The organism is Pseudomonas helmanticensis (assembly GCF_900182985.1).
GTDB classification, from domain to species: Bacteria; Pseudomonadota; Gammaproteobacteria; order Pseudomonadales; family Pseudomonadaceae; genus Aquipseudomonas; species Aquipseudomonas helmanticensis.
The window spans coordinates 2,821,919-2,846,377 of record NZ_FXUY01000001.1 but is presented as its reverse complement, the minus strand read 5'-3'; the positions used below and the strand labels follow the sequence as shown (position 1 = coordinate 2,846,377).

Genomic DNA, 24,459 nt, shown 5'->3' with positions numbered 1-24,459 from the left:
TGGCCGATGCCTGCGAACCTCACGGAATAAGATCTCGCGTCTTTTTTGCGCGTATTTGGCCCGAGCGTCAGGGACTTGGCCTGATTGTCGCTGGGGGGAATCCTTTCCTGATCGTTGTTGAATCGGCCATTATTCGGCGATCTTTAATCGAAAAGAGGCAAAATGATGTCAACGCTACCTTCGTTGGGGTTCGCCGGAATCGGTCTGATGGGGCTGCCCATGTGCCGGCGTCTGTTGGCGGCGGGTTATCCGCTGACCGTGTGGAACCGCAACCCGGCCAAGTGCGCGCCGCTGGTCGAGGCCGGTGCCCGGCAGGTAGCGAACCCCGCCGATTTGTGCGAACACGCGGACATCGTGATGTTGTGCCTGGCCGATACGGCGGTGGTGCGTGAGGTGGTGTTTGGCGCTGGCGGTATCGCCGAAGGTGCGAAAAGTGCCCAGTTGCTGGTGGACTTTTCCAGCCTCGAACCGACCGCCACGCGCGAGATGGCAGCGGAGCTGGCCGAGAAAAGCGGCATGGCCTGGCTGGACTCACCCGTGTCCGGCGGGGTGGTCGGCGCCGAGGCGGGCAGTCTGGCAATCATGGTCGGCGGCGCGGCGGCGGACCTTGAGCGCGTGCGCCCGGTGCTGCTCAATCTTGGTCAGCGCGTCACGCACATGGGCGGCATCGGCGCCGGGCAGGTGACCAAGGCCTGCAATCAGATGATCGTCGCCTGCAATGCGTTGGTGATCGCTGAAGTGGTCGCGCTGGCCGAACAGGCTGGGGTCGATGCAAGCCTGATCGCCGAAGCGCTGGCCGGTGGTTTTGCCGATTCGAAACCGTTGCAGATTCTCGCCCCGCAAATGGCCGAAAGCCGTTTCGAACCGATCAAATGGCATGTGCGCACGCTGCTCAAGGATCTCGACACGGCGGTGAAATTCTCCCGTGAACAAGGCTCGGCAACGCCGATCAGCGGATTGGCCGCACAACTGATGCGCCTGCATGGGGCGCAGGGCTTTTTGGCAAAGGATCCAGCGACACTGGTGCAAATGTACCGCGCGCCAGACTCAACGGATTGACCGCATGAGAGTGCTTGCGCTGATTGATTTCCTCCAGCACGGGGCGCAGCTCGTCCAGCGGCACCGGGCGGCTGAGCAGGTAGCCTTGAATGAAATCGCAACCCGAGCGCTCGAGAAACTCGTATTGCTCCAGGCTTTCCACGCCTTCGGTAACCACCTGCAGATGCAGGGTGTGCGCCATGACGATGATTGCCTGGACGATCTCCATGTCCGCCGTGGCATTGGGAATGTCGATGATGAACGAACGGTCGATTTTCAGCGTGTTGAGCGGCAGACGCTTGAGGTAAGCCAGCGACGAATAACCGGTGCCAAAGTCGTCGATTGACAGTGATACACCGAGGGCGCGGATCTGCCGCAACAGCACCAGCGTGTTGGCAATATTGCCCATCAAGGCATTTTCGGTGACTTCCAGTTCCAGTCGTTCCGGTGCCACGCCGGCAGTGCGCAGCGCGCTTTCGATCTCGATGGCCAGCTCTTCGCGGGCGAGATTGAGGGGCGAGCAGTTCCAGGCGATTTTCAATTCATCGCAGCCATGGCGCGACAGTTCGCCGAGGTCCTTGCAGGCGCGGCGCAGCACCCAATTGTCCAGTTCGGCGATCAATCCGTTGTTTTCGGCGATGCTGATAAAGCGGTCCGGCGTCAGCAAACCATGCAACGGATGCTGCCAGCGAATCAGCGCTTCGAGCTTGGTCACCCGGCCGGTTTTCAGTTCGAAGATCGGCTGGTAGTAGAGCATCAGGCCGTTTTCTTCGCGCAGGGCATGACGCAGTTCCTCCTCGAGTTGCAGCTCCAGGGTGGCGCGGTTTTTCAGGTTGCAATTGAAAAAGTGCAGGCCGTTGCGCCCGGCACCTTTTGATTGATACAGCGCCAGGTCGGCGTGCTTGAGCAGTTCTTCGCAGGTGGTGCCGTCTTCGGGAAACAGGCTGATGCCGATACTGGTGGTCATGACCATGCGCCGTCCGGCCAACTCGATCGGCTCTTTCATCTTCAGCATGATGCGCTGCGCCATGTTGCGGGCTTCTTCGCGGTCATGCAGGCCGATCAGAATGCAGAACTCGTCACCGCCAAAACGCGCGACCACGTCCTCATGGCTGCGCACCGAACCTTTGATGTGGTTGGCGATGACTTTCAGCAACTCGTCACCGGCGTCATGGCCGAGGCTGTCATTGATCCGTTTGAAGTGGTCGATGTCGAGGAACATCACCGCGAGCATGCCGCCTTCACTGGCTTTCTGGCTGAGTTTTTCGGCGAAGATCTGATTGAAGCCGCGACGGTTGATCAGGTTGGTCAGGGCGTCGTAATTGGCCACTTGCTGTAGCGACATGCGCGCCTGATCGAGCTGGCTGAGCAGGGCGTTGACCCGGCGCAGGTCGTGCTCCTTGTTTTGCAGTTTCTTGTCGGCCAGGGCGGCGCTGATCGCACTGCCAAGGATCAACAGCGTGATCAGCGCCACCGTCAGGCCGAGTTGCAGATGACTGCTCTCGACCGCCAGGACCGGCACACGGCCCTCGGGCAACACCAGGCGCAATGCGGCCATGCCGGTGAAATGCATGCTGATGATGCCGGCACCGAGAATCAGCGCGGCGCTGTACTTGAGCATCTGATGGCCGAGGCCACTGCCTTCACGCAAGTAACCGGCCACCCATAACGCGGCGAAACTGGCGCCGATGGCAATCACCACTGAAAGGCAGAACAGCAGCGGTTGGTAATAAGCGGTAGCGACCGATTGCATCGCCGCCATGCCGACATAATGCATGCCGGCAATGCCGAGGCCGATGACGATCGCGGTTTTCAGGTACTGGATCAGACTCGGCTGCGGCTCGCTCAACGTGTGCATCGCCAGCCAAGAGGCGAGCAGGGCGATCAGCAGGGAGAACAGGGTAATGGCGAGGTCGTACTGGATTTCGATCGGCGCCTGGAAGGCCAGCATGCCGATGAAATGCATGGCCCAGATGCCACCGGCCAGACAGGTTGCGCCGATCCAGCGCCACAAACGTTGCGAGCGGGGATCTTCGGCATGGCCCACCCTCTCCGCCATGTCGAGGGTGGCAAAACTCGCCGCGCAGGCGACCAGATAGGCCACCAGCACCAGCAAGGGATTATGGGTGCAATCGAGAATGACCTGCCCGCTCTCCGGCAGCTCGGTAACAAACTGCAAACCAAGCCACTCCATAGCATGCCCCGTCTCTGAAGTCGTCCTGACTGCGCGGTGAACGCAGGCGAATGACTGGAGTATAGAGGCGGTTTTCAGGGAGCAAGCGGTAGTGGCACATTGGCGCTAATGATTTCGTCATTAGCGTCATAGCGATTGGCGCTAAAGGCTCAGGCGATCTGTTCGAATGGGATTTGCGCCCAGTCCGGTTGCAGCGGCGGCAAGCCGAAGCGTGCACGGGCCTTGTCGCAATCGACATTCTGTTCGCCGTTTTCCCAAGACGATTCGAACTCGCGGCAAGGGCTGGAGCGCAATTCATAAATCGAGCACTTCACCTCGCTGCCGACCTCGCCGACCAATGCCGTGCAGCGTGGCGATTTGCAGTCGGTGCCGTTCATCGCCACCCGGCTCGGGCTGATCTGCGTGACCAGTTCATCGGGCACCGTGCCGCCGGAGGACGCGCATTCACCCCAGAAAAAAGACACACGAAAATGGGAACAACAGGCACCGCAATTCAGACACGGACTGACTTCGGACATGGACGGGGGTATCAAAGGGATTGATCGGGAGATCCGGACGGATCCGGCGGCTATTCTAGGCTTCGCCACAGCGTTGGGAAGGGGGGCGCGAAACTATTTTTTTGTGCCAGGATTTTGCTGCAAAAGCCCCGGTTTTCGGGGGATTGCAGACTTATCAAGGGCTTACGTTTCGTTACAGTGGCATGGCCCGATATCAGGCAGACGAATGATCACAGACAGCTTCCGACGGGCTGACTAGATTGCAGGTTCCGGGCTCGGATGCGTTGGCAGTGAAGCCCTATAACAATAAAGAGACGGACCCATGCAGAACTCGACCCAAGCGGCGAATGCCTGGCGCATTCTGTTCCTGCTGTTCCTCGCCAACCTGTTCAACTTCTTCGACCGCACCATTCCGGCGATCATCATCGAACCGATCCGCATGGAGTGGCACCTCAGCGATTTTCAACTGGGGATTGTCGGTACGGCATTCACCATTGTCTACGCGATCGCCGGCCTGCCTTTGGGGCGCATGGCCGACACCGGCTCGCGGCGCAAACTGATGGGCTGGGGCCTGGCGACGTGGAGCGCGCTGACGGCGGTCAACGGACTGGTCGGCAGTTTCTGGAGCTTCTTGATCGTGCGCATGGGCATCGGCATCGGTGAAGCCAGTTACGCGCCGGCGGCCAACTCGCTGATCGGCGATTTGTTCCCGGCGCATCGTCGGGCGCGGGCGATGGGCATTTTCATGCTCGGTCTGCCGCTGGGTCTGTTGTTGGCGTTCTTCACCATCGGCGCGATGGTCAAGGCGTTCGACAGCTGGCGCGCGCCGTTCTTTATTGCGGCGGTGCCGGGGCTGATCCTCGCGATCTTCATGTTCTTCATTAAAGAGCCGAAGCGCGGCGCGGCGGAATCCGTGCAGGTTTCGCAAGAGCGAGTCGACAAGCCGATCCGGCGGATTCTCGCGGTGCCGACCTTTCTCTGGCTGGTGCTGGCCGGGTTGTGCTTCAACTTCGCGACTTATGCCTGCAACTCATTTCTGGTGCCGATGCTGCAGCGCTATTTCCTCATGCCATTGCAGGAAGCGGCGGTGGCCACCGGGATGATCGTCGGCGTCACCGGGCTGGTGGGTTTGACGCTGGGCGGCTGGATTGCCGACAAGATTCACCAGCGCGTGGCCAACGGGCGACTGCTGTTCGCGGCGTTCAGCCTGATTATTTCGACGCTGTGCACGGCGTGGGCGCTGCATGCCGGGCGTATCGAGATCGGTGTGTTTGTCGCGGTATTCAGTGTTGGTTGGCTGTTTGCCTACAACTTCTACACCTGTGTTTACACGGCGATTCAGGACGTGGTCGAACCGCGCCTGCGGGCGACGGCGATGGCGTTGTTCTTTGCCGGGTTGTATTTGCTCGGTGGTGGTTTGGGACCGGTGGTGGTCGGTGGCTTGTCCGATCACTTCGCCCACACGGCGATGCTCTCGGCGGGCGCTGAGCAGATGACCGAGGCGTTCAAAGCGGTCGGGCTGCATGATGCGATGTATCTGATTCCGGTGGCGCTGTTCTTGACCATGGTTTTTCTGTTTATGGCAGCGCGGTGTTTTGTGCGCGATGCGCAGCGGATGAAGGAGGGGCTGGTGGCGGTGGTTGAGCCAGAGGTTGTGGCGGCGACTGCTTGAGATCAAAAGATCGCAGCCTTCGGCAGCTCCTACATGGGAATGCGGTTTCCTGTAGGAGCTGCCGAAGGCTGCGATCTTTGCTTGATCGTTCCCACGCTCTGCGTGGGAATGCAGCCCGGGACGCTCTGCGTCCCTTTCCAGAGCTGGAACGCGGAGCGTCCCTTGAGGCATTCCCACGCGGAGCGTGGGAACGATCGGCCCGCATCGCTGCGGGCCTTGTTGTTTTTGGCGGTGGAGCGGGGCGGTTTAACCCGCCACCAACACCCGAATCGCTTCCAGACGCAACGCCGCTTTATCCAGCATCGCCAGACCCTGCTCACGCTGCTCACGCAGCGCCACCAGTTCGCTGTCACGTACGGTCGGGTTGACCGCTTGCAACGCGGTCAGGCGCGCCAGTTCTTCGTCGGTGTCGGCCGCCAGACGGCGACGGGCCTCGGCCACGCGCTCGGCGTGACGCGGGGCGATCTTGTCTTCACCGGCGTTGATCCGTGGCGTCAGTTGATCGCGCTGGGCCTGGATGAACTTGTTGGCGCTGGCACGCGGCACGCTTTCCAGCTGATCGTTCAGCGTTTCGAACGAGACGCGAGGCGACAGGTCGTTGCCATTGGCATCCAGCAAGCAGCGCAGCGCAGCCGGCGGCAGGTAACGGCCCAGTTGCAGCGAACGCGGGGCAACCACTTCGCTGACATACAGCAATTCCAGCAGCACGGTGCCTGGCTTCAACGCTTTGTTCTTGATCAGCGCGACGGCGGTGTTGCCCATCGAACCGGACAGCACCAGGTCCATGCCGCCCTGCACCATCGGGTGTTCCCAGGTGATGAACTGCATGTCTTCGCGCGACAGCGCCTGATTGCGGTCGTAAGTGATGGTCACGCCTTCGTCGTCGCCCAGCGGGAAGCTGGCGTCGAGCATTTTCTCGCTCGGCTTGAGGATCAGCGCGTTTTCCGAATGGTCTTCGCTGTCGATGCCGAACGCGTCGAACAGGGTTTCCATGTAGATCGGCAGGGCGAACTGATCGTCTTGCTCAAGGATGTCTTCGACCAGCGCTTCACCTTCGCCAGCGCCGCCGGAATTGAGTTCCAGCAGACGGTCGCGACCGGTGTGCAGCTCGGCTTCGAGACGCTCGCGCTCGGTGCGCGCTTCGTCGATCAGCGCTTGCCACTCGCTATCATCAGCTTCTTCGAGCAGCGGCAGCAGGCGCGGGCCGAACTGGTGCTGCAAGGCGTTGCCGGTCGGGCAGGTGTTGAGGAACGCGTTCAACGCTTCGTGATACCACTGGAACAGGCGCTCTTGCGGGCTGGTTTCCAGGTACGGCACGTGCAGTTCGATGATGTGCTTCTGGCCGATCCGGTCGAGACGACCGATACGCTGCTCGAGCAGGTCCGGGTGCGACGGCAGATCGAACAGTACCAGGTGGTGAGCGAACTGGAAGTTGCGACCCTCACTGCCGATTTCCGAGCAGATCAGCACTTGCGCGCCAAACTCTTCGTCGGCGAAGTACGCGGCGGCGCGGTCACGCTCAAGGATGTTCATGCCTTCATGGAACACCGTGGCCGGGATGCCGGAACGCACGCGCAGGGCGTCTTCCAGGTCCATTGCGGTTTCGGCGTGGGCGCAGATCACCAGCACTTTGGTGCGCTTGAGCATTTTCAGCTGATCGATCAGCCACTCGACGCGCGGGTCGAATTTCCACCAGCGTTCTTCTTCGCTGGCGTCTGGCTGCGACTGGAAGCTGACTTCCGGGTACAGCTCGGCGTGATCGCCCAGCGGCAGTTCGAGGTATTCGTCCGGGCACGGCAGCGGGTACGGATGCAGTTTGCGCTCCGGGAAACCCTGCACGGCCGCGCGGGTGTTACGGAACAGCACGCGGCCGGTGCCGTGACGGTCAAGCAGTTCGCGGACGAGGCGGGCGCTGGCTTCAGTATCGCCGTCGTTGACCGCGGTCAGCAGTGCTTCGCCTTCATTGCCGAGGAAACCCTGAATGGTTTTGTGCGCTTTGGCCGAGAGACGGCCCTTGTCGAGCAGTTCCTGCACGGCTTCGGCCACCGGGCGATAGTTGTCGCTCTCGGCGCGGAAGGCAGCCAGGTCATGGAAACGGTTCGGGTCGAGCAGGCGCAGACGGGCGAAGTGGCTGTCCTGGCCGAGTTGTTCCGGGGTGGCGGTGAGCAGCAGCACGCCCGGGATGACTTCGGCGAGTTGCTCGACCAGCGAGTATTCGGCGCTGGCTTTTTCTTCGTGCCAGACCAAGTGGTGGGCTTCGTCGACCACCAGCAGATCCCAACCGGCGGCGAACAGAGCGTCCTGCGCTTTCTCGTCATCGACCAGCCATTCCAGCGCGACCAGCGCCAGTTGGGTGTCTTCGAACGGGTTGGCGGCATCGCTTTCGATGAAGCGTTCTTCGTCGAACAGCGCGACTTGCAGGTTGAAGCGGCGGCGCATCTCGACCAGCCACTGGTGCTGGAGGTTTTCCGGAACGAGGATCAGCACGCGGTTGGCGCGGCCCGAGAGCAGTTGGCGATGGATCACCAGACCGGCTTCGATGGTTTTACCCAGACCCACTTCGTCCGCCAGCAGAACGCGCGGCGCAATACGGTCAGCGACTTCACGGGCGATGTGCAATTGGTGCGCGATCGGTTGCGCACGCACGCCACCCAGGCCCCAGAGCGACGATTGCAACTGGCGGCTGGTGTGTTCGAGGGTGTTGTAACGCAGCGAGAACCACGCCAGCGGGTCGATCTGCCCGGCGAACAGACGGTCGCTGGCCAGACGGAACTGGATGAAGTTCGACAGTTGGGTTTCCGGCAGGGTGACGGCTTCGTTCTGCCCGTTGAGACCGTGATAGACCATCAGGCCGTCGACGTCGTCGACTTGCTGCACGGTCATCTTCCAGCCTTCGAAGTGGGTGATGCTGTCACCCGGCGAGAACCGCACGCGGGTCAGGGGCGCATTCCGTAGCGCGTACTGGCGGGTTTCGCCAGTGGCCGGGTAAAGCACGGTCAACAAGCGGCCGTCCTGTGCCAGAACGGTGCCTAAACCAAGCTCTGCTTCGCTGTCACTGATCCAGCGTTGCCCCGGTTGATACTGCTGCGCCATGCTGCCTGACTCCCACCTTGAAAAAGCGGGCTATCTTAACGGAATGCAGGCTTCAGGGCCAAAGATTACTGGGTAGGAGCTGCCGCAGGCTGCGATCTTCTGATCTTGGGGAACACTTGGAATCCGTGTTGTCCCATTAAAAGATCGCAGCCTGCGGCAGCTCCGGCAGCTCCTGCAGCTCCTGCAGGTGCCAAGTGCGTCACAGATTTGCGACCAGTGGCTCAAGGCGCCTTTGCCGCAGCCGATAGCCTGCTGACAGGAGACCCTTTATATGTTGCCACCGATGCTCCCCCTGAGCGCTGTGCCGATCACTTCCCAGCAGGATCCGATCCGCCAGCGGCCGGACATTCCTCCGGTGGTGCCGGTGCAGGAAAGCTCCAACGAAAGTACGATCGATCTGCAAAAGCGCGATCCGGAAGAGGATCGCCTGCTGGCGCGCGAAGAACAGCGCCGCCAGCAGGAACGTGATCGCCGTCGGCGCGAAGCCGATGAAGATCCCGAAGAGCATCTGGCCGTGCCTGGCACCGAGCTCAATGCCGACAATACCGTGCCGGTGGTGCCACTGATGGAAGATCAGCCGCGTCAGGGGTTGTGGGTCGATATCGAGATTTGAGGCTGGGCGGCGAGTTCACTCAAGTGTGCCAGCAAGACGTCGATTTCTGCCTCGGTGTTCAGATAGCTCAGGGAAATCCGCGCGATGCTCTCAATCCCTCGCGCCTGCATATCCAGCGGCGTATAAGCCACGCCATTGGCACCAATGTTGATCCCTCGCGTCGCCAGCGCCTGTTTCAACGCCACGCAGTTCCAGCCCTCAAGCGTAAAAGCGATCAGGCCGGATTGCTGATGCTCGCGGCCGAGATCGTGCAATGCCAATCCGCGAATGTCCCTCAAACGTTGGCGCAACGCGCGACTCATCTGCTCGATTCGCCGGCGAATGGCCTGCGCGCCGAGCCGGTTGTGTTCCTCTAGCGCATTGGCCAGTCCGGCCAGCAGTGCCAATGACACTTCACTGGTTTCGAAACGTCGGGCATCCTCGCGCAAGGTAAACCGTTGGCCGTCCCATGGCGCCGACAGCACATCGCGCTGCATGGGCAGCAAACGTTGCATGAAACCCGGTCGTACATAAAGCAGCGCGGTGCCACGCGGGCCTCGAAGGTATTTGCGTCCCGCGCCTTTGAGCACATCGCAGTGCAAGGTCTGCACATCGCACGGCAACTGCCCCAACGCCTGGCCCGCATCGATGAAGTAGGCAATGCCGTGTCGTTGCGCGACCTGACCAATCTGCGCGGCGGGATTGATCAGGCCGCCGTTGGCGGGCAACCAGGTCAACGCGATCAGCCGCACGTTGCGGTCGATCATCTGCGCCAGTGCCTGCGGATCAACCGCGCCGTGGGCATCGCAGGGAATGACCTCCAGACGCGCGCCGGCTTTTACTGCCTCAGCGATGCACGCCAGATTGCCGGCCCATTCATGGCGCCCGACCAGAATCCGCTCACCCGCTTGCCAAGGCCCCAGCGCATTGAAGGCCTGACTCCATGCTGCCGAGCCGCTGCTGGCGAAGGCGATGCTCTCGGGTTCGGCATTCAACAGGCGAGCGGCGGCGGTGCGCGCCCGTTGCTGAATCTGCAGGTCGGCGGCTTCCATCGGTCCACCGAGTGCTTCGCGTTGCAATTGCTCGACAATCGCATCAAGGGTGGCCTGGCTCGGCAGTGAGGAGCCAGCGTGGTTGAAGTGAATGATCCGCGCGCAACCGGGCGTGGCTGTCCGCTGGCGTTCGACTTCCTCGATGTTCACGGCTTGAGCTCGAAAATCGCGTCGAGCTCTACCGCCACGCCACTCGGCAGGCTGGAGACGCCGACGGCGGTGCGGACATGCCGGCCCTTGTCGCCCAGCGCATTGACCAGCAGGTTGGACGCGCCATTGGCGACCACACCTTGACGCTGGAATTCGGGATCGGCGGCGATAAACACACCAAGGCGGATAATTCTCACCAGTTTCGAAAGATCATCACCGAGGGCATCGCTCAATTGGGCCAGCAAACCCAGAGCGGCGAGTTCGGCGGCGTCGATCCCCTCTGCTTCGCTGATGGCTTCACCGAGCCGCCCGATGAATGCAGGTTTGCCATCCAGCATCGGAATCTGTCCCGAGATGAACAACTGGTTTCGACTGACAACATGGCTGACGTAGTTGGCAATGGGTTGGCTCGGCGCTGGCAGGCGCAGCCCGAGTTGTTCGATACGCTGGCTGAGAGATTCGCTCATGTTGAGACCTCCTGAATGAAGGCTCCAGCATGTTGAAGCGAAGCAAGGGCGACAAACGCATAGATCTAATTCGATGAATCGAAATGGCTCATGCGTCTGCTGCTTCATCCAGCCACTGGCTGAAGCACGCCGCCGGCGCCGACAAAGGACGATCCGGCGTCACCAGCCAATAACCGATCTCGCCCCGCAGAGGTTCGGTATCAAAGGCCGGCACCAGCGTGCCGTCGTTGAGACGGCGGGCGATCAGGCAGTGCCGGCCCATGGCGATGCCCTGACCGGCGACGGCTGATTCGACCACGATGTTGTAGTCGTGCAGCATGACGCTCGGCACCTGCGTCAGATCGATTGCGCTGTGCTGGCTCCAGTCAGTCCATTCGAATGGTTGCAGCGATTTGGCCATCAGCAGGGGGCCGTTTTGCACACCCTGACGCTTGAAGGCCGGGCTGCACACCGGCGTCAGCGTTTCGGTCATGAAGCGTCGGGCCTGTACGTCCGGCCAATGACCCTTGCCGTAACGAATGGCCAGATCGACCTCGCCACCTTTGACGTCCGCCAAGTGCACGGCGGGGATCAGTTCGACATGGATGTCGGGGTGTTTGGCCCTGAAGTCGCTGAGTCGCGAGGCCAGCCACAAGGTGGCAAAGGATGCCAGCAGGCCGATCCGCAAGGTTGTGCGTTGATTGCCACGCAGTTCGCGGCTGGCGGCGGCGATGGCGCTGAGGGCCGGTTCGATCTGGCGATAGTAGGCCGCGCCGGCGGATGTCAGGTCGATTGCTCGGGTGCGCCGGACAAACAGCCGCTGATCCAGAAACGCTTCGAGTTTGTGCACCTGATGGCTGATCGCACTCTGGGTCACCGACAATTCATCGGCTGCCTTGATGAAACTCAAATGGCGGGCCACGGCTTCAAATACGCGCAGGGCCATCAACGGTGGCAGATCCTGATGCAAAGGCACGGCAAACATCCTCGGGTTTGGCGCAAAGCGCAGATTCTGCGGGCAAAACTGTCGTTTGGTACATCAATTGTTATCTGCCGCTGCTGGCAATGGCTGGTCAGCGCTGGCGTCAGGCTGCATTATTGGCGCAGTCCTGCCGGTGATGTGGCAGTTGTGATCCTTTCCAGCGATGTACCGAATGCCATGAGCCAAGACGACAAACTGATCGACCTCAGCACTGAACGCGCCAAGCGTGTGCATGACATTAAAGAGAAGCGCCTGAACGAAGTGCGTCAGGCTTTCGAACAGGCCATGCCGTTGGGCAAAACCAAGAAAAAGTCGAAGAGCAAGCCGAAAAAGCGTTGATCTCCCCCTGCATCCGTTGATGCAGGTCAGTTATTTTCTCGCCTTTATCTCCCTTCGTTGCTGGCATTGATCCCGGTCAATTTGTGCGCCTGTGTGTTTGGTAACTTAGTCCCATCGCAGCAGAGCAGGGGCCAGGAGGCCAGTCATGTTTTTCGATAACGTGGTGTTTGCCGGGGTCCTGACTGTAGGGCTGATGGTTCTGTTTTTTGCAGGGTTTGGATTTTTTATCTGGAAGGACGCGAATAAGCGCAAGAAGTGATTCTTCTGGAGTGATGAGCACGCAAGGCATTTTGGGGCGACTTCGGTTGCCCCTTTTTTTTTGTCTTGGCGGCCTGTGGGCCGACCATGCTCCTGGGGTTCTGGGTGAATATCCGTTTTTGCGGGTGTTGCTGATTACGGTTCCGCCCTTACGGTGGGTCACCTTTTTCAAGCGCCAAAAAGGTAACCCAAAAGGCTTGCTCCTGCGTTCGGCCCTCGCAGGCTCGGGTTCCTTCGCTCCGGGATCGATCCGGGCGCAGCGTCTACGGTTTGCTTCGCTGCACCTCCTTCCGCTGTGTTTGGCTTCGCCAAACGGTCGCTGCGCTCCCACGCCCGGATCAATCCCTCCACTCAGCCTTCCGACGTCGCCTTACAGATCACGATCAAAAGCAGGCGAGCTGACACTCGGCCTATTGAGTGGTGAAAAGCGGGTGTTCGGCTTTGGGTTTGTGGTGCTCTTGCTCCTCATCCCAGCCCTCTCCCGAGGGAGAGGGAGCCGATGGTGGGCCTGTGAAAATTTGCGTTCAACTCGGACTTTCACGTCGGCGTAACTCTACCAAACACCTCGGTCAGTCCCCTCTCCCTCCGGGAGAGGGCTAGGGTGAGGGGCTTTCGATCTGGTTTTTGATCTTGCTTTGGTTTTTGATCTTTTGCCCCTTCGGCAGGCCGAGCGAAGGTGTTCATCCGGGGGTAGGCGCGTAGCGCCGTGCGGCGTAGCGCATACATCGAGAGGAGGTGCAGCGCAGCAAACCGTAGGCGATGCCCCCGGATGGACACCGTAGCGAGGGAACACTGAGCCTCAGCGAAGTGCCGTACGCCGGGGCTAAGCCTTTTGGGTTACCTTTTCGGCGTTTGGAAAAGGTAACTCGCTGTAAGAGCGAAACCGCCAGCAGCCATCACCGCAGCAACGGATATGCCCCCAACCCCAACCCCCGAACCAAAAAAAAGGCGCGATCCCAAAGAATCGCGCCTTCTTCATATACAGCTATCTATCAACTACCCAGCGCCTTCGACGCCAGCCAGAACAACCCGGCCGACAGCGCCACCGTCGCCGGCAGGGTCAACACCCACGCCAGCAGAATGGTGCGAACAGTCCCACCCTGCAGACCGCTCTTGTTCGCGACCATGGTCCCCGCCACGCCCGAAGACAGAACGTGAGTGGTCGACACCGGCAGGCTGAAGATGTTGGCCAGACCAATCAAACTGGCCGTAGTGATCTGCGCCGACATGCCCTGAGAATAGGTCATGCCCTGCTTGCCGATCTTCTCGCCAATGGTCAGTACCACACGTTTCCAGCCCACCATGGTGCCCAGGCCCAAGGCCAGTGCAACTGCCAGAATCACCCAGAACGGCGCGTATTCAGTGGTGGTGGTCAGATCCTTGCGCAACTTGTCGAGGTCAGCCTTTTCACGGGCATCCAGAACCGGCAACTTGCTGACTTTCTTCGCGGTATCGTCCAGGCACAGCAGGTAGCGACGAACTTCGACACGGCTGTCCGACGACAGCGAATGGTAGTCGGCTACACCTTTAAGCGTATGCAGCAGGGCGCTGATGGTCGGTTCGGTCTGCTGCGGGTTGCAGCGGAATTTCTCCGGCAGGTCGCCTTCCACGCTTTTACCCAAGGCCAGGAATTCACCCAGCGAATCGGCATTGCGCTGGTAGAACTGGCTCAGGTGCAGGGTCGCATCGCGGGTGCGTTCGATCTGGTACGTGGTGCTGTTCAGGTCGAGGACGAACTGTGCAGGAACGATACCGATCAGCACCAGCATGATCAGGCCAATGCCTTTCTGACCATCGTTGGAGCCGTGCACGAAGCTCACGGCCATGGCCGAGATCACCAGGACCAGGCGGTTCCAGAACGGTGGGTGCTTCTTGTCGTCGAGTTTGCGGCGTTGTTCCGGTGTCTTGTGCATCTTCGACAGCGGGCGCCACCATTTCAGACCGATCAGGATCAGCGCGGCGATCAGGAAGCCGGCCATCGGCGAGAACACCAGTGAGGCGCCGATGTCGATCGCTTTCTGCCAGTTCACGCCGTCGGCCAGCGGAATGTCGTTGATCAGGGCGTTGGCCAGGCCGACACCGAGGATCGATCCGATCAGCGTGTGCGAGCTGGACGCCGGGATACCGAAGTACCAGGTGCCAAGGTTCCAGGCGATTGCCGCGGCGAGCAACGAGAACACCATCGCCAGGCCATGGCCGGTGTTCACATTGATCAGCAGCTCAACCGGCAGCAAGTGGACGATGGCATACGCCACGCCAACGCCGCCCAGCAGCACGCCGAGGAAATTGAACACACCGGAGAAGAACACCGCCAGATGAGGCGGCATGGCTTTGGTGTAGATAACAGTGGCTACCGCGTTAGCGGTGTCATGAAATCCATTGATGAACTCGAAGGCGAGGACAAATGTCAGGGCGAGCAAGAGGCTCACAAGCACCCAAGCATCCAGTCCGCTGAATAAATCGATCATGAAGGTTTTCTGACCCGGTCGTAAGGGGGCGCGATTATGCCAGAAAAGACTGGAAATCGATGCCCTACCTGCTCGTTGGTAACAATCTTCTTCGATTTAATTTGTTGCAGCGCATTAAAACCAAGCGCCACACAGGGTTTTTCAACCCATTGATTTTATTGGGAAAGCGCATTTTTTACAGGCGATTTTGCTGGCGCGGCGAAGGCTCAAACGCTTGTCTGAAATATCTATGAAACCTGTAGGAAGCTCCCCTTTACCCTGTAGGACGGGGAGATAGCCGCTGCCCGCGGGTAGCGGGCGCGCAAGGCAAGGTCCATGCACCGCGCTTGTAACCGGTGCGCACGCTTACCCTCGAAAGATTCAAACACCGGGGCTCATGGCTCTTCGGCTTTGAGTTCCTTTTCGATCTTTTCGATTTCCTGCTTGAAGACCTGATCCTGAACGGTTGGGCGTTTACGCCATGCTTTGCGTTCCGGTTCGGGCTGGGCGGCGTAGGTGGTGACTTCCCCGCCGTAAACTTCCTTGTAACGTTGTTCCTGGCGCTCAAGTTCCGCGCGCAGTTCGTCTTTCGTCACAGTGCTACCTGTTTGAGTTGAGTTGAATGTCTGGTGAACGCGCTGCAACAAATCGATTGAGCGGACCTGTCGAATGCGCAACGCCTGTGCAGGCATTGGTGTCATCGACAGGGCGATCAAGACTTCCATGTTACAGGCGGCTACGGCACCAGATTAAAACTGACGCAGCATCAGTTTCCTGTTTCAGCGAGCGTTGGCGTTGCATGAGTAATGAGCGTCAGGCGCTGGCCGGGTCCGACAGCGATGGCATCGCGTCAGCGGTGACAACCTCGGTGATTAAAAACAGGCTGCCACTGAACGCATTATAGCGGTCGATTCGGGAATGACTATCTTTGCCAAGTTAAAAACGGTTCTGGATGTGTGATCGTTTTGTTACTCGCAACTTTTCTCACTAGTTGCAGTGCAGGCCTGGCGTTATTTACTGCGTTATTTACCGTGCGATGTGTTTTTGGCGCCATTTAGTCGATCAACTAAAAGACGGGTGCAGTTTACCGCTGAGGTTGCACGAGCGTCTCAACCGCGCAGATCGGCAATCCCCCGCTGCATTGCGATTATCGGTCGGCGGTTCGATAATCGCCCAATCTTGGCGTCTCAGCCCTTGTGCATCTGTCGGCTAGCCGCTTGTATAGCGATTGATCCGTGCGGTATCCGCAAAAAAGGACAGGAAATGAACGATCAAATGCGCAACTCCTTCACCTCAGTGGCGCCGCCGATAGTCGCCTCGCCAGCCAAGCGGATTCAGGCGCTGACCGGTGATCCGGACTTCATGACCTCGCTGGCCCGTGGCCTGGCAGTGGTGCAGGCGTTTCAGGAGCGCAAGCGGCATCTGACCATCGCGCAGATCAGCCACCGCACGGAAATTCCCCGCGCCGCGGTGCGCCGTTGCCTACACACGTTGATCAAGCTCGGCTACGCCACCACCGACGGGCGCACCTATTCGCTGCTGCCGAAAGTGCTGACCCTCGGTCATGCTTATTTATCCTCGACACCGTTGGCGGTGTCCGCGCAGCCTTATCTCGATCGCATGAGCGAGCAATTGCATGAAGCCTGCAACATGGCCACGCTGGAAGGCGATGACATCCTCTACATCGCGCGCTCGGCGACCACCCAGCGGCTGATATCGGTGGATCTGTCGGTGGGCGGACGTCTGCCGGCGTATTGCACCTCGATGGGCCGAATTCTGCTGGCGGCGCTCGATGACACGTCGCTGCGCGAATACCTCGACCACGCCGAACTCGTTGCCAAGACCAGCCGTACGATCCACACCCCCGACGCTTTGCTCGAATGTTTGCAGGAAGTCCGGCAGCAGGGCTGGTGCATCGTCGATCAGGAACTGGAACAGGGTCTGCGCTCGATCGCCGTGCCGGTTTATGATGCCTCGGGCCAAGTGGTGGCGGCGCTCAACGTCAGCACCCATGCCGGTCGTGTCAGCCGTACCGAGCTGGAGCAGCGCTTTCTGCCGGGGCTGTTGAGTGCCAGTCGCGACCTCAGTGCACAATTGTTTGCCTGATGAAGCTGTTCGATAAACGCACAGTGTTGCGTTTATCGAATTGACGCTAAAACCCCCGGATCATTAATGTCGCGGCAGCGTCATCCGGCACTGATGTGAATGAGCCGCCGGACTGTCGACTCCGATAATAATGACAAGAGGCAACTCCCCATGCGCATGTTCCCCGACTGTCTCAGCCCCATCCGCTGTTGCCGGGTTCACCGCAACGCCTGATCCAGACCTTCTAATCTTGTGCCCGTGCCGCTCGTTGGCCGGCCGTCGTTCGACTGCGTTTTTTGCGTGGAATAAAAATAATGAACCAGCCTCAGTCCGCTGTAGGTCAATGCCTCGATGTGCAGACCTTCATCAATGCCCAACCGATCTCGCGCTATCAATGGCGGGTGGTGATCCTGTGTTTCCTGATTGTCTTCCTCGACGGCCTCGACACTGCGGCGATGGGCTTCATCGCCCCGGCGCTGTCGCAGGACTGGGGTATCGACCGTGCCAGCCTCGGCCCGGTGATGAGCGCCGCGCTGATCGGCATGGTCTTCGGCGCATTGGGCTCCGGCCCTTTGGCTGACCGCTTCGGGCGAAAAGTCGTACTCGTTGGCGCGGTGCTGCTGTTCGGTGCTTTCAGTCTCGCGTCGGCTTACAGCAATAACGTCGAACAATTGCTGGTGCTGCGCTTCCTCACTGGCCTCGGTCTGGGTGCGGGGATGCCCAATGCCACCACATTGCTCTCGGAATACACCCCGGAGCGCAAGAAATCCCTGCTGGTGACCAGCATGTTCTGCGGTTTCAACCTAGGCATGGCTGGCGGTGGGTTCATTTCCGCCAAGCTGATCCCGGCGTTCGGCTGGCACAGCCTGCTGCTGATCGGCGGGATCCTGCCGCTGATTCTCGCCGTGGTGCTGCTGTTCTGGCTGCCGGAATCGGCGCGCTACCTTGTAGTCCGTAACCGTGGCACCGACAAGATCCGCAAGACCCTGGCGCCGATTGACCCGGTTACCGTCGCCCAAGCCTCCAGCTTCAGCGTGCCGGAACAGAAAACCGTCAAGGCGCGCAACGTTTTCGCCGTGATCTTCTCCGGCACCTACAGCACCGGCACCTTGCTGTTGTGGCTGACCTATTTCATGGGCCTGGTGATTGTTTATCTGCTGACCAGCTGGCTGCCGACGCTGATGCGTGACAGCGGCGCGAGCATGGAGCAAGCGGCGTTCATCGGTGCGTTGTTCCAGTTTGGTGGCGTGTTGAGTGCGGTGGCTGTGGGATGGGCGATGGATCGCTTCAATCCGCACAAGGTCATCGGCACTTTCTACCTGCTGGCCGGGGTGTTTGCCTACGCGGTTGGGCAAAGCCTGGGGAATATCACCTTGCTGGCGACGCTGGTGCTGGTGGCGGGGATGTGCGTGAACGGTGCGCAATCGGCGATGCCGTCGCTGGCGGCGCGGTTCTACCCGACTCAGGGGCGGGCGACCGGTGTCTCGTGGATGTTGGGGATCGGTCGTTTCGGCGCGATTCTCGGGGCGTGGATGGGCGCGACGTTGTTGGGCCTGGGCTGGAATTTCGAGCAGGTGTTGACGGCGTTGGTGATTCCGGCGGCGTTGGCGACGACGGCGGTGGTGATTAAAGGCATGGTCAGCCATGCGGATGCGACCTGAGTTTCAGCGCCTCATCGTTCCCACGCTCTGCGTGGGAACGCCTCTAGGGACGCTCCGCGTTCCGGCCTTTGAAAGGGACGCGGAGCGTCCCGGGATGCATTCCCACGCGGAGCGTTGGGAACGATCAGTACCGAACGATAGGCTGACAACAATCTGTTCGATAAACGAACACTCAGTCGATTATCGGATTGTTTGGCACTTTTCCCAGGCTTAATCTTCAGTGACTCCGGCGCTGAACCCTCGCGCCTTTTTATCACTGGCGATTCATTACAAAAACGGGAGCCCGCTCCATGGCTGAGATCCTTTCGCTGCACGACGCGGTGAAGCAATTCGTCAACGACGGCGACACCGTCGCACTCGAAGGCTTCACTCACTTGATCCCTACGGCCGCGGGTCATGAAATCATTCGTCAGGGCAAGAAAGATCTGACGCTGGTGCGGATGACGCCCGACCTGATCTACGACCAACTGATCGGTGCCGGCTGCGCACGCAAACTGATCTTCTCCTGGGGCGGCAACCCGGGCGTGGGTTCGCTGCACCGTCTGCGCGACGCGGTCGAGAAGCAATGGCCGCAGCCGCTGGAGATCGAAGAACACAGCCACGCCGACCTGGCCAATGCCTACGTCGCCGGCGCTTCCGGCCTACCGTTCGCGGTGCTGCGCGCCTACGCCGGTTCCGATCTGCCGAAGGTCAACCCGTTGATCAAAACCGTGACCTGCCCGTTCACCGGTGAAGTGTTGGCGGCGGTGCCGTCGGTGCGCCCGGACGTCACCGTAATCCACGCACAGAAAGCCGACCGCCAGGGCAACGTGCTGCTGTGGGGCATTCTCGGTGTACAGAAAGAAGCCGCACTGGCTGCCAAGCGTTGCATCGTTACCGTCGAAGAAATCGTCGACAACCTCAACGCACCGATGAACTCTTGCGTATTGCCGACCTGGGCCTTGAGCGCGGTCTGCCATGTGCCCGGCGGCGCACATCCGTCCTACGCCCACGGTTACAACGAGCGCGACAATCGTTTCTATCAAGCGTGGGATCCGATCGCCCGTGACCGTGAGACGTTTACCGCGTGGATCAACGAATACATCCATGGCTGTGCTGACTTCAGCGAGTTCCAGGCCAAGTTGGCCGCTGCTTCGGAGGCCAAGTAATGACTTACACCACCAATGAAATGATGACCGTCGCCGCAGCCCGGCGCCTGAAGAACGGTTCGGTGTGCTTCGTCGGTATCGGCCTGCCGTCGAAAGCCGCCAACCTCGCGCGGCTGACCTCGTCGCCGGACGTGGTGCTGATCTACGAATCGGGCCCGATTGGCGCCAAGCCGAGCGTGCTGCCGCTGTCCATCGGTGACGGCGAACTGGCGGAAACTGCTGACACCGTCGTACCGACCGGTGAGATTTTTCGCTATTGGCTGCAGGGCGGGCGCATCGACGTCGGTTTTCTTGGCGCCGCGCAGGTTGACCGTTTCGGCAACATCAACACCACCGTGGTCGGCGATTACTTCTCGCCGAAAGTGCGCCTGCCGGGTGCCGGTGGCGCGCCGGAAATTGCCGGCTCGGCAAAAAGCGTGTTGATCATCCTTAAACAGTCGGCGCGTTCGTTTGTCGACAAGCTCGATTTCATCACCTCGGTCGGTCACGGCGAGGGCGGCGATTCGCGCAAACGTCTGGGCCTGCCGGGCGCAGGGCCGGTCGGGATCATCACCGACCTGTGCATCATGGAGCCGGAAGAGCGCACCCACGAGTTCGTGGTCACCGCACTGCATCCGGGCGTAACCCGCGAGCAAGTGGTTGCGGCCACCGGTTGGGCGATTCGTTTTGCTGACAACGTCGAAACCACCGCAGAACCGACCGACGTCGAACTGACCGCACTGCGCGATCTCGAAGCGCGCACCGCCGCCGCCCACGGCCAGGCACCGGGAGAAGCATGATGCGTGACGTTTATATCTGCGACGCGATTCGCACACCCATTGGCCGCTTCGGCGGCGGTTTGTCCGCCGTGCGCGCTGATGACCTGGCCGCCGTGCCGATCAAGGCCCTGATGGAGCGCAATTCCTCGGTGGACTGGAGCGCCATCGACGAAGTGTTCCTCGGCTGCGCCAACCAGGCCGGCGAAGACAACCGCAACGTGGCACGCATGGCGCTGCTGTTGGCGGGCCTGCCGGAAAGCGTGCCGGGCGTGACTCTCAATCGTCTGTGCGCTTCGGGCATGGACGCCATCGGCACCGCATTCCGTGCGATCGCCAGCGGCGAGATGGAACTGGCGATTGCCGGTGGCGTCGAGTCGATGTCGCGCGCACCGTTCGTGATGGGCAAGGCTGACGCGGCGTTCTCGCGCAACATGAAGCTGGAAGACACCACCATCGGCTGGCGTTTCATCAACCCGTTGATGAAGGCGCAATACGGCGTCGATGCGATGCCGCAGACCGCTGACAACGTCGCCGACGACTATAAAGTCTCGCGCGCCGATCAAGACGCTTTCGCACTGCGCAGTCAGCAACGCACGGCCGCCGCACAGGCTGCCGGTTACTTCGCCGAAGAAATCGTCGAAGTGCGGATCGCGCACAAGAAGGGCGAAACCGTGGTCAGCCAGGATGAACATCCGCGCGCCGACACCACGATTGAAGCGCTGACAAAATTGAAGCCGGTCAACGGCCCGGACAAAACCGTCACCGCCGGCAATGCCTCCGGCGTCAACGACGGTGCCGCCGCACTGATTCTCGCGTCCGCCGAAGCGGTGAAAAAACATGGCCTGACCGCCCGCGCCAAAGTGCTCGGCATGGCCAGCGCCGGTGTCGCGCCGCGCGTGATGGGCATCGGCCCGGTACCGGCGGTGCGCAAACTGATCGAGCGTCTCGGCGTGGCGGTCAGCGATTTCGATGTGATCGAACTCAACGAAGCATTCGCCAGCCAAGGTTTGGCGGTGCTGCGTGAATTGGGGCTGGCGGATGACGCCGCGCAGGTCAATCCGAACGGCGGGGCGATTGCCCTTGGTCACCCGTTGGGCATGAGCGGTGCGCGGCTGGTGCTGACCGCGCTGCATCAGTTGGAAAAGACCGGTGGCAAGAAAGGTCTGGCGACCATGTGCGTCGGTGTCGGCCAAGGTCTGGCTTTGGCCATCGAACGCGTCTGACGCAAGCCGTGACGAATAAGAACAGAGGAAAGCGACATGTCTGACAAGCCTGGTTACCGTCGTCCGCAGGAAGGCACTCAGCCTGAGTACCTGCACCCGACGTATCAATCCACCAACCTGCGCTCGCCGTCGAAGCCGTTGGTGTTTCTGCCGCATTCGCTGTCGGAAATCACCGGCCCGACCATCGGCGCCGAGCGTGTCGGCGATACCGATAACGACCTGACCGCCCAGCATCAAGGCGAGCCACAGGGCGAGCGCATCATCATTCACGGCCGCGTGCTCGACGAAAACGGCTTGCCGGTGCCGGGGATTCTCGTGGAGATCTGGCAGGCCAACGCCGCCGGCCGCTACAACCACCAGCGCGACCTGCACGACGCGCCGCTCGACCCGAATTTCACCGGCACCGGCCGCACCGTGACCGACGCCGATGGCTGGTACCAGTTCCAGACCATCAAGCCCGGCGCCTATCCGTGGGGCAACCACCACAATGCGTGGCGCCCGGCGCATATCCACTTTTCGCTGTTCGGGCCGAGCATCCTCACGCGTCTGGTCACGCAAATGTATTTTCCGGGCGACCCGTTGCTGGCGTACGACCCGATCTACAACTGCGTGCCGGACACCTCGGCCAAGGAACGCCTGATCGCCCGTTTCGATCTGGAAAAAACCATTCCGTCCTACGCCCTCGGTTATCGTTGGGACATCGTGCTGCGCGGGCGTGAAGCCACGCCGATGGAGAAATAAGATGACGCTGACTGCGACCACGTCCCACACCGTCGGGCCGTATTACCACATCGGCCTGACCTGGCTGAACCGCGAAGACCTCACCGTCGAACAAACTCTCGGCGAGCGCGTAGCGATCACCGGGCAAGTGGTGGATGGCAATGGCGATGTCGTCAACGATGCCATGCTGGAAGTCTGGCAGGCCAACGCTGCCGGCAAATACGACCACCCGGAAGACGAGCAGGACAAGCCGCTCGACCCGCACTTCGAAGGCTTTGGCCGGGTGCCGGTGGATGCTGAAGGGCGCTTTCGTTTCACCACGATCAAGCCGGGTACGGTTGAGGGGCTGAAGGGCTCGACCCAGGCGCCGCATTTGGTGGTGTTAGTGTTTGCCCGTGGCCTGGTGAAGCACTTGCTGACGCGGATTTATTTTGATGGCGAGCCGGCGAACGTTGATGATCCGCTGCTTGAGTGCGTGCCGGCTGAGCGTCGTGCGACGTTGCTGGCGAAGAAGGATGCCTCGGGGGTTTACCAGTGGAATGTGATTCTGCAGGGCACCGACGCCGAGACGGTGTTCTTCGATTATTAAAAGAACACCACCAATCCCCTGTGGGAGCGAGCCTGCTCGCGAAAGCGGTGGGTCAGCCAACATAAATGTCGTCTGACACTCCCTCTTCGCGAGCAGGCTCGCTCCCACAGGGGAGAACTGTGTTGCTGATGGAACTGTGGAACGGGACTGTTGCAAAGTATGTCTAGACTCTCACTGTCCCTATCGAGTGAAAAACAATGAAAACCACCACCTCTCATTACACGGGTGAAGAGCGCAGCAAGCGCATCTTTGCCATTGTCGGCGCCTCGTCCGGCAACCTCGTCGAATGGTTCGACTTCTATGTCTACGCCTTTTGCGCGATCTACTTCGCCCCGGCGTTTTTCCCCTCCGATAACCCGACGGTGCAACTGGTGAACACCGCTGGCGTGTTCGCCGCCGGCTTCCTCATGCGCCCGATTGGCGGCTGGATTTTCGGTCGTGTCGCCGACAAGCACGGCCGCAAGAACTCGATGCTCATCTCGATTCTGATGATGTGCTTCGGGTCCTTGCTGATCGCCTGTCTGCCGACTTACAAGGATATCGGCGTCTGGGCACCGGTCTTGCTGTTGTTCGCACGCTTGCTGCAAGGCCTGTCGGTCGGCGGTGAGTACGGCACCACCGCGACTTACATGAGCGAAGTCGCCCTCAAGGGCCAGCGCGGATTTTTCGCCTCGTTCCAATACGTGACGCTGATCGGTGGGCAACTGTTGGCGGTGTCGCTGGTCGTGGTTCTTCAGCAATTCCTCACCGAAGATGACCTGCGCGCCTACGGCTGGCGGATTCCCTTTGTGGTCGGTGCGGTGGCCGCGTTGATTTCGCTGTTCCTGCGTCGCTCGCTGAAAGAAACCACCAACAAGGAAACCCGCGCGCACAAGGACGCCGGCAGCATCAGTGCGCTGTTCCGCGATCACAAAGCCGCGTTCATCACCGTGCTCGGTTACACCGCCGGTGGCTCGTTGATTTTCTACACCTTCACCACCTACATGCAGAAGTACTTGGTGAACACCGCCGGTATGCACGCCAAGACCGCCAGCTACATCATGACCGGCGCGCTGTTCCTGTATATGTGCATGCAACCGCTGTTCGGCATGCTCGCCGACAAGATCGGCCGACGTAATTCGATGCTCTGGTTCGGCGCGCTCGGCACGCTGTTCACCGTGCCAATCCTGTTGAGCCTGAAAAGCGTCAGCAGCCCGTTTCTTGCGTTTGTGTTGATCACGGTGGCGCTGGCAATCGTCAGTTTCTACACCTCGATCAGCGGCCTGGTGAAAGCCGAAATGTTCCCGCCGGAAGTTCGCGCCCTCGGTGTCGGCCTGGCTTACGCGGTGGCGAATGCGATCTTCGGTGGCTCGGCGGAATTCGTTGCCCTGAGTCTGAAGAACATCGGCATGGAAAACTCCTTCTACTGGTACGTGACGGCGATGATGGCGATCGCGTTCCTGTTCAGTCTGCGCTTGCCAAAACAGGCAGCGTACTTGCACCACGATCTCTAACCCGATGCGCGCGGGCCGTGAT

Annotated in this window: 21 protein-coding genes; 13 read left to right on the top strand and 8 right to left on the bottom strand. The window is 60.4% G+C overall.

What is annotated here, in order from left to right; translation table 11 throughout:
* The first annotated feature begins 162 nt into the window (after window positions 1-162).
* Window positions 163-1,059, top strand: coding sequence for an NAD(P)-dependent oxidoreductase (locus QOL84_RS12700; RefSeq protein ID WP_164979411.1), 897 nt, complete (start codon window positions 163-165; stop codon window positions 1,057-1,059).
* Here QOL84_RS12700 and QOL84_RS12695 read toward each other — a convergent pair.
* Complete coding sequence (locus QOL84_RS12695; RefSeq protein WP_283437415.1) at window positions 950-3,232, bottom strand: putative bifunctional diguanylate cyclase/phosphodiesterase; 2,283 nt, start codon at window positions 3,230-3,232, stop codon at window positions 950-952. The genes QOL84_RS12700 and QOL84_RS12695 overlap by 110 nt on opposite strands.
* A 149-nt stretch (window positions 3,233-3,381) precedes the next feature.
* Complete coding sequence (locus tag QOL84_RS12690; RefSeq protein WP_034155003.1) at window positions 3,382-3,750, bottom strand: YkgJ family cysteine cluster protein; 369 nt, start codon at window positions 3,748-3,750, stop codon at window positions 3,382-3,384.
* 301 nt (window positions 3,751-4,051) lie between these two features.
* On the opposite strand from QOL84_RS12690, the gene QOL84_RS12685 reads away from it, so the two are divergent.
* Complete coding sequence (locus tag QOL84_RS12685; RefSeq protein ID WP_129390207.1) at window positions 4,052-5,401, top strand: spinster family MFS transporter; 1,350 nt, start codon at window positions 4,052-4,054, stop codon at window positions 5,399-5,401.
* A 246-nt stretch (window positions 5,402-5,647) separates the two neighbouring features.
* Here the strand turns inward: QOL84_RS12685 and rapA are convergent, their stop codons facing one another.
* Window positions 5,648-8,494, bottom strand: a complete 2,847-nt coding sequence (gene rapA, locus QOL84_RS12680; protein ID WP_283437414.1) for an RNA polymerase-associated protein RapA — start codon at window positions 8,492-8,494, stop codon at window positions 5,648-5,650.
* A gap of 271 nt (window positions 8,495-8,765) precedes the next feature.
* On the opposite strand from rapA, the gene QOL84_RS12675 reads away from it, so the two are divergent.
* Window positions 8,766-9,107: a hypothetical protein gene (locus QOL84_RS12675; RefSeq protein ID WP_003222394.1), complete on the top strand. Its 342-nt coding sequence runs from the start codon at window positions 8,766-8,768 to the stop codon at window positions 9,105-9,107.
* On the opposite strand, the gene QOL84_RS12670 is transcribed toward QOL84_RS12675, so the two are convergent.
* The 3 genes from QOL84_RS12670 to QOL84_RS12660 form a co-directional block, all read right to left on the bottom strand.
* Complete coding sequence (locus tag QOL84_RS12670; protein ID WP_283437413.1) at window positions 9,077-10,288, bottom strand: aminotransferase class V-fold PLP-dependent enzyme; 1,212 nt, start codon at window positions 10,286-10,288, stop codon at window positions 9,077-9,079. The two genes, QOL84_RS12675 and QOL84_RS12670, sit on opposite strands and share 31 nt — an antisense overlap.
* Complete coding sequence (locus QOL84_RS12665; RefSeq protein ID WP_283437412.1) at window positions 10,285-10,755, bottom strand: RidA family protein; 471 nt, start codon at window positions 10,753-10,755, stop codon at window positions 10,285-10,287. Before QOL84_RS12665 ends, QOL84_RS12670 begins: the two co-directional genes overlap by 4 nt.
* 88 nt (window positions 10,756-10,843) lie before the next feature.
* A complete protein-coding gene (locus QOL84_RS12660) occupies window positions 10,844-11,710 on the bottom strand; it encodes a LysR substrate-binding domain-containing protein (protein ID WP_283437411.1) in 867 nt (288 codons plus the stop codon).
* Here QOL84_RS12660 and QOL84_RS12655 point away from each other — a divergent pair.
* Both QOL84_RS12655 and ccoM read left to right on the top strand, forming a co-directional pair.
* Window positions 11,699-12,055 (top strand): hypothetical protein, encoded by a 357-nt coding sequence (locus QOL84_RS12655; protein WP_283438679.1) that lies wholly within the window; start codon window positions 11,699-11,701, stop codon window positions 12,053-12,055. The genes QOL84_RS12660 and QOL84_RS12655 overlap by 12 nt on opposite strands.
* Before the next feature lie 145 nt (window positions 12,056-12,200).
* Window positions 12,201-12,314 (top strand): cytochrome c oxidase subunit CcoM, encoded by a 114-nt coding sequence (ccoM, locus tag QOL84_RS12650; RefSeq protein WP_003222396.1) that lies wholly within the window; start codon window positions 12,201-12,203, stop codon window positions 12,312-12,314.
* A gap of 991 nt (window positions 12,315-13,305) precedes the next feature.
* Here the strand turns inward: ccoM and QOL84_RS12645 are convergent.
* Together QOL84_RS12645 and QOL84_RS12640 are read right to left on the bottom strand one after the other, a co-directional pair.
* Entirely contained in the window at window positions 13,306-14,781 is a 1,476-nt protein-coding gene (locus tag QOL84_RS12645) for an inorganic phosphate transporter (protein ID WP_129390214.1), read from the bottom strand.
* 374 nt (window positions 14,782-15,155) lie between these two features.
* Window positions 15,156-15,356, bottom strand: a complete 201-nt coding sequence (locus QOL84_RS12640) for a hypothetical protein (RefSeq protein ID WP_008080067.1) — start codon at window positions 15,354-15,356, stop codon at window positions 15,156-15,158.
* A 667-nt stretch (window positions 15,357-16,023) separates the two neighbouring features.
* On the opposite strand from QOL84_RS12640, the gene pcaR reads away from it, so the two are divergent.
* From pcaR to QOL84_RS12600, 8 genes are all read left to right on the top strand, one after another.
* Window positions 16,024-16,866 carry a pca regulon transcriptional regulator PcaR gene (gene pcaR, locus QOL84_RS12635; protein WP_007917109.1) on the top strand — a complete coding sequence of 281 codons (843 nt, stop codon included), beginning with the start codon at window positions 16,024-16,026 and terminating at the stop codon, window positions 16,864-16,866.
* Window positions 16,867-17,159: 293 nt separating this feature from the next.
* Window positions 17,160-18,506, top strand: coding sequence for a 4-hydroxybenzoate transporter PcaK (gene pcaK, locus QOL84_RS12630; RefSeq protein WP_283437410.1), 1,347 nt, complete (start codon window positions 17,160-17,162; stop codon window positions 18,504-18,506).
* A 290-nt stretch (window positions 18,507-18,796) separates the two neighbouring features.
* A complete protein-coding gene (locus QOL84_RS12625) occupies window positions 18,797-19,654 on the top strand; it encodes a CoA transferase subunit A (protein ID WP_053117863.1) in 858 nt (285 codons plus the stop codon).
* The gene (locus QOL84_RS12620) at window positions 19,654-20,433 is read left to right on the top strand and encodes a CoA-transferase subunit beta (protein WP_283437409.1); all 780 of its coding nucleotides are present in this window, start codon (window positions 19,654-19,656) and stop codon (window positions 20,431-20,433) included. Before QOL84_RS12625 ends, QOL84_RS12620 begins: the two co-directional genes overlap by 1 nt.
* Window positions 20,430-21,635, top strand: a complete 1,206-nt coding sequence (pcaF, locus tag QOL84_RS12615; RefSeq protein WP_283437408.1) for a 3-oxoadipyl-CoA thiolase — start codon at window positions 20,430-20,432, stop codon at window positions 21,633-21,635. The genes QOL84_RS12620 and pcaF overlap by 4 nt, the downstream gene beginning before the upstream one ends.
* Window positions 21,636-21,671: 36 nt before the next feature.
* Window positions 21,672-22,376: a protocatechuate 3,4-dioxygenase subunit beta gene (gene pcaH / locus QOL84_RS12610; RefSeq protein ID WP_283437407.1), complete on the top strand. Its 705-nt coding sequence runs from the start codon at window positions 21,672-21,674 to the stop codon at window positions 22,374-22,376.
* A 1-nt stretch (window position 22,377) separates the two neighbouring features.
* Entirely contained in the window at window positions 22,378-22,944 is a 567-nt protein-coding gene (pcaG, locus tag QOL84_RS12605; RefSeq protein ID WP_283437406.1) for a protocatechuate 3,4-dioxygenase subunit alpha, read from the top strand.
* 197 nt (window positions 22,945-23,141) lie between these two features.
* Window positions 23,142-24,437, top strand: a complete 1,296-nt coding sequence (locus QOL84_RS12600) for an MFS family transporter (RefSeq protein ID WP_283437405.1) — start codon at window positions 23,142-23,144, stop codon at window positions 24,435-24,437.
* The last annotated feature ends 22 nt before the right edge of the window (window positions 24,438-24,459 follow it).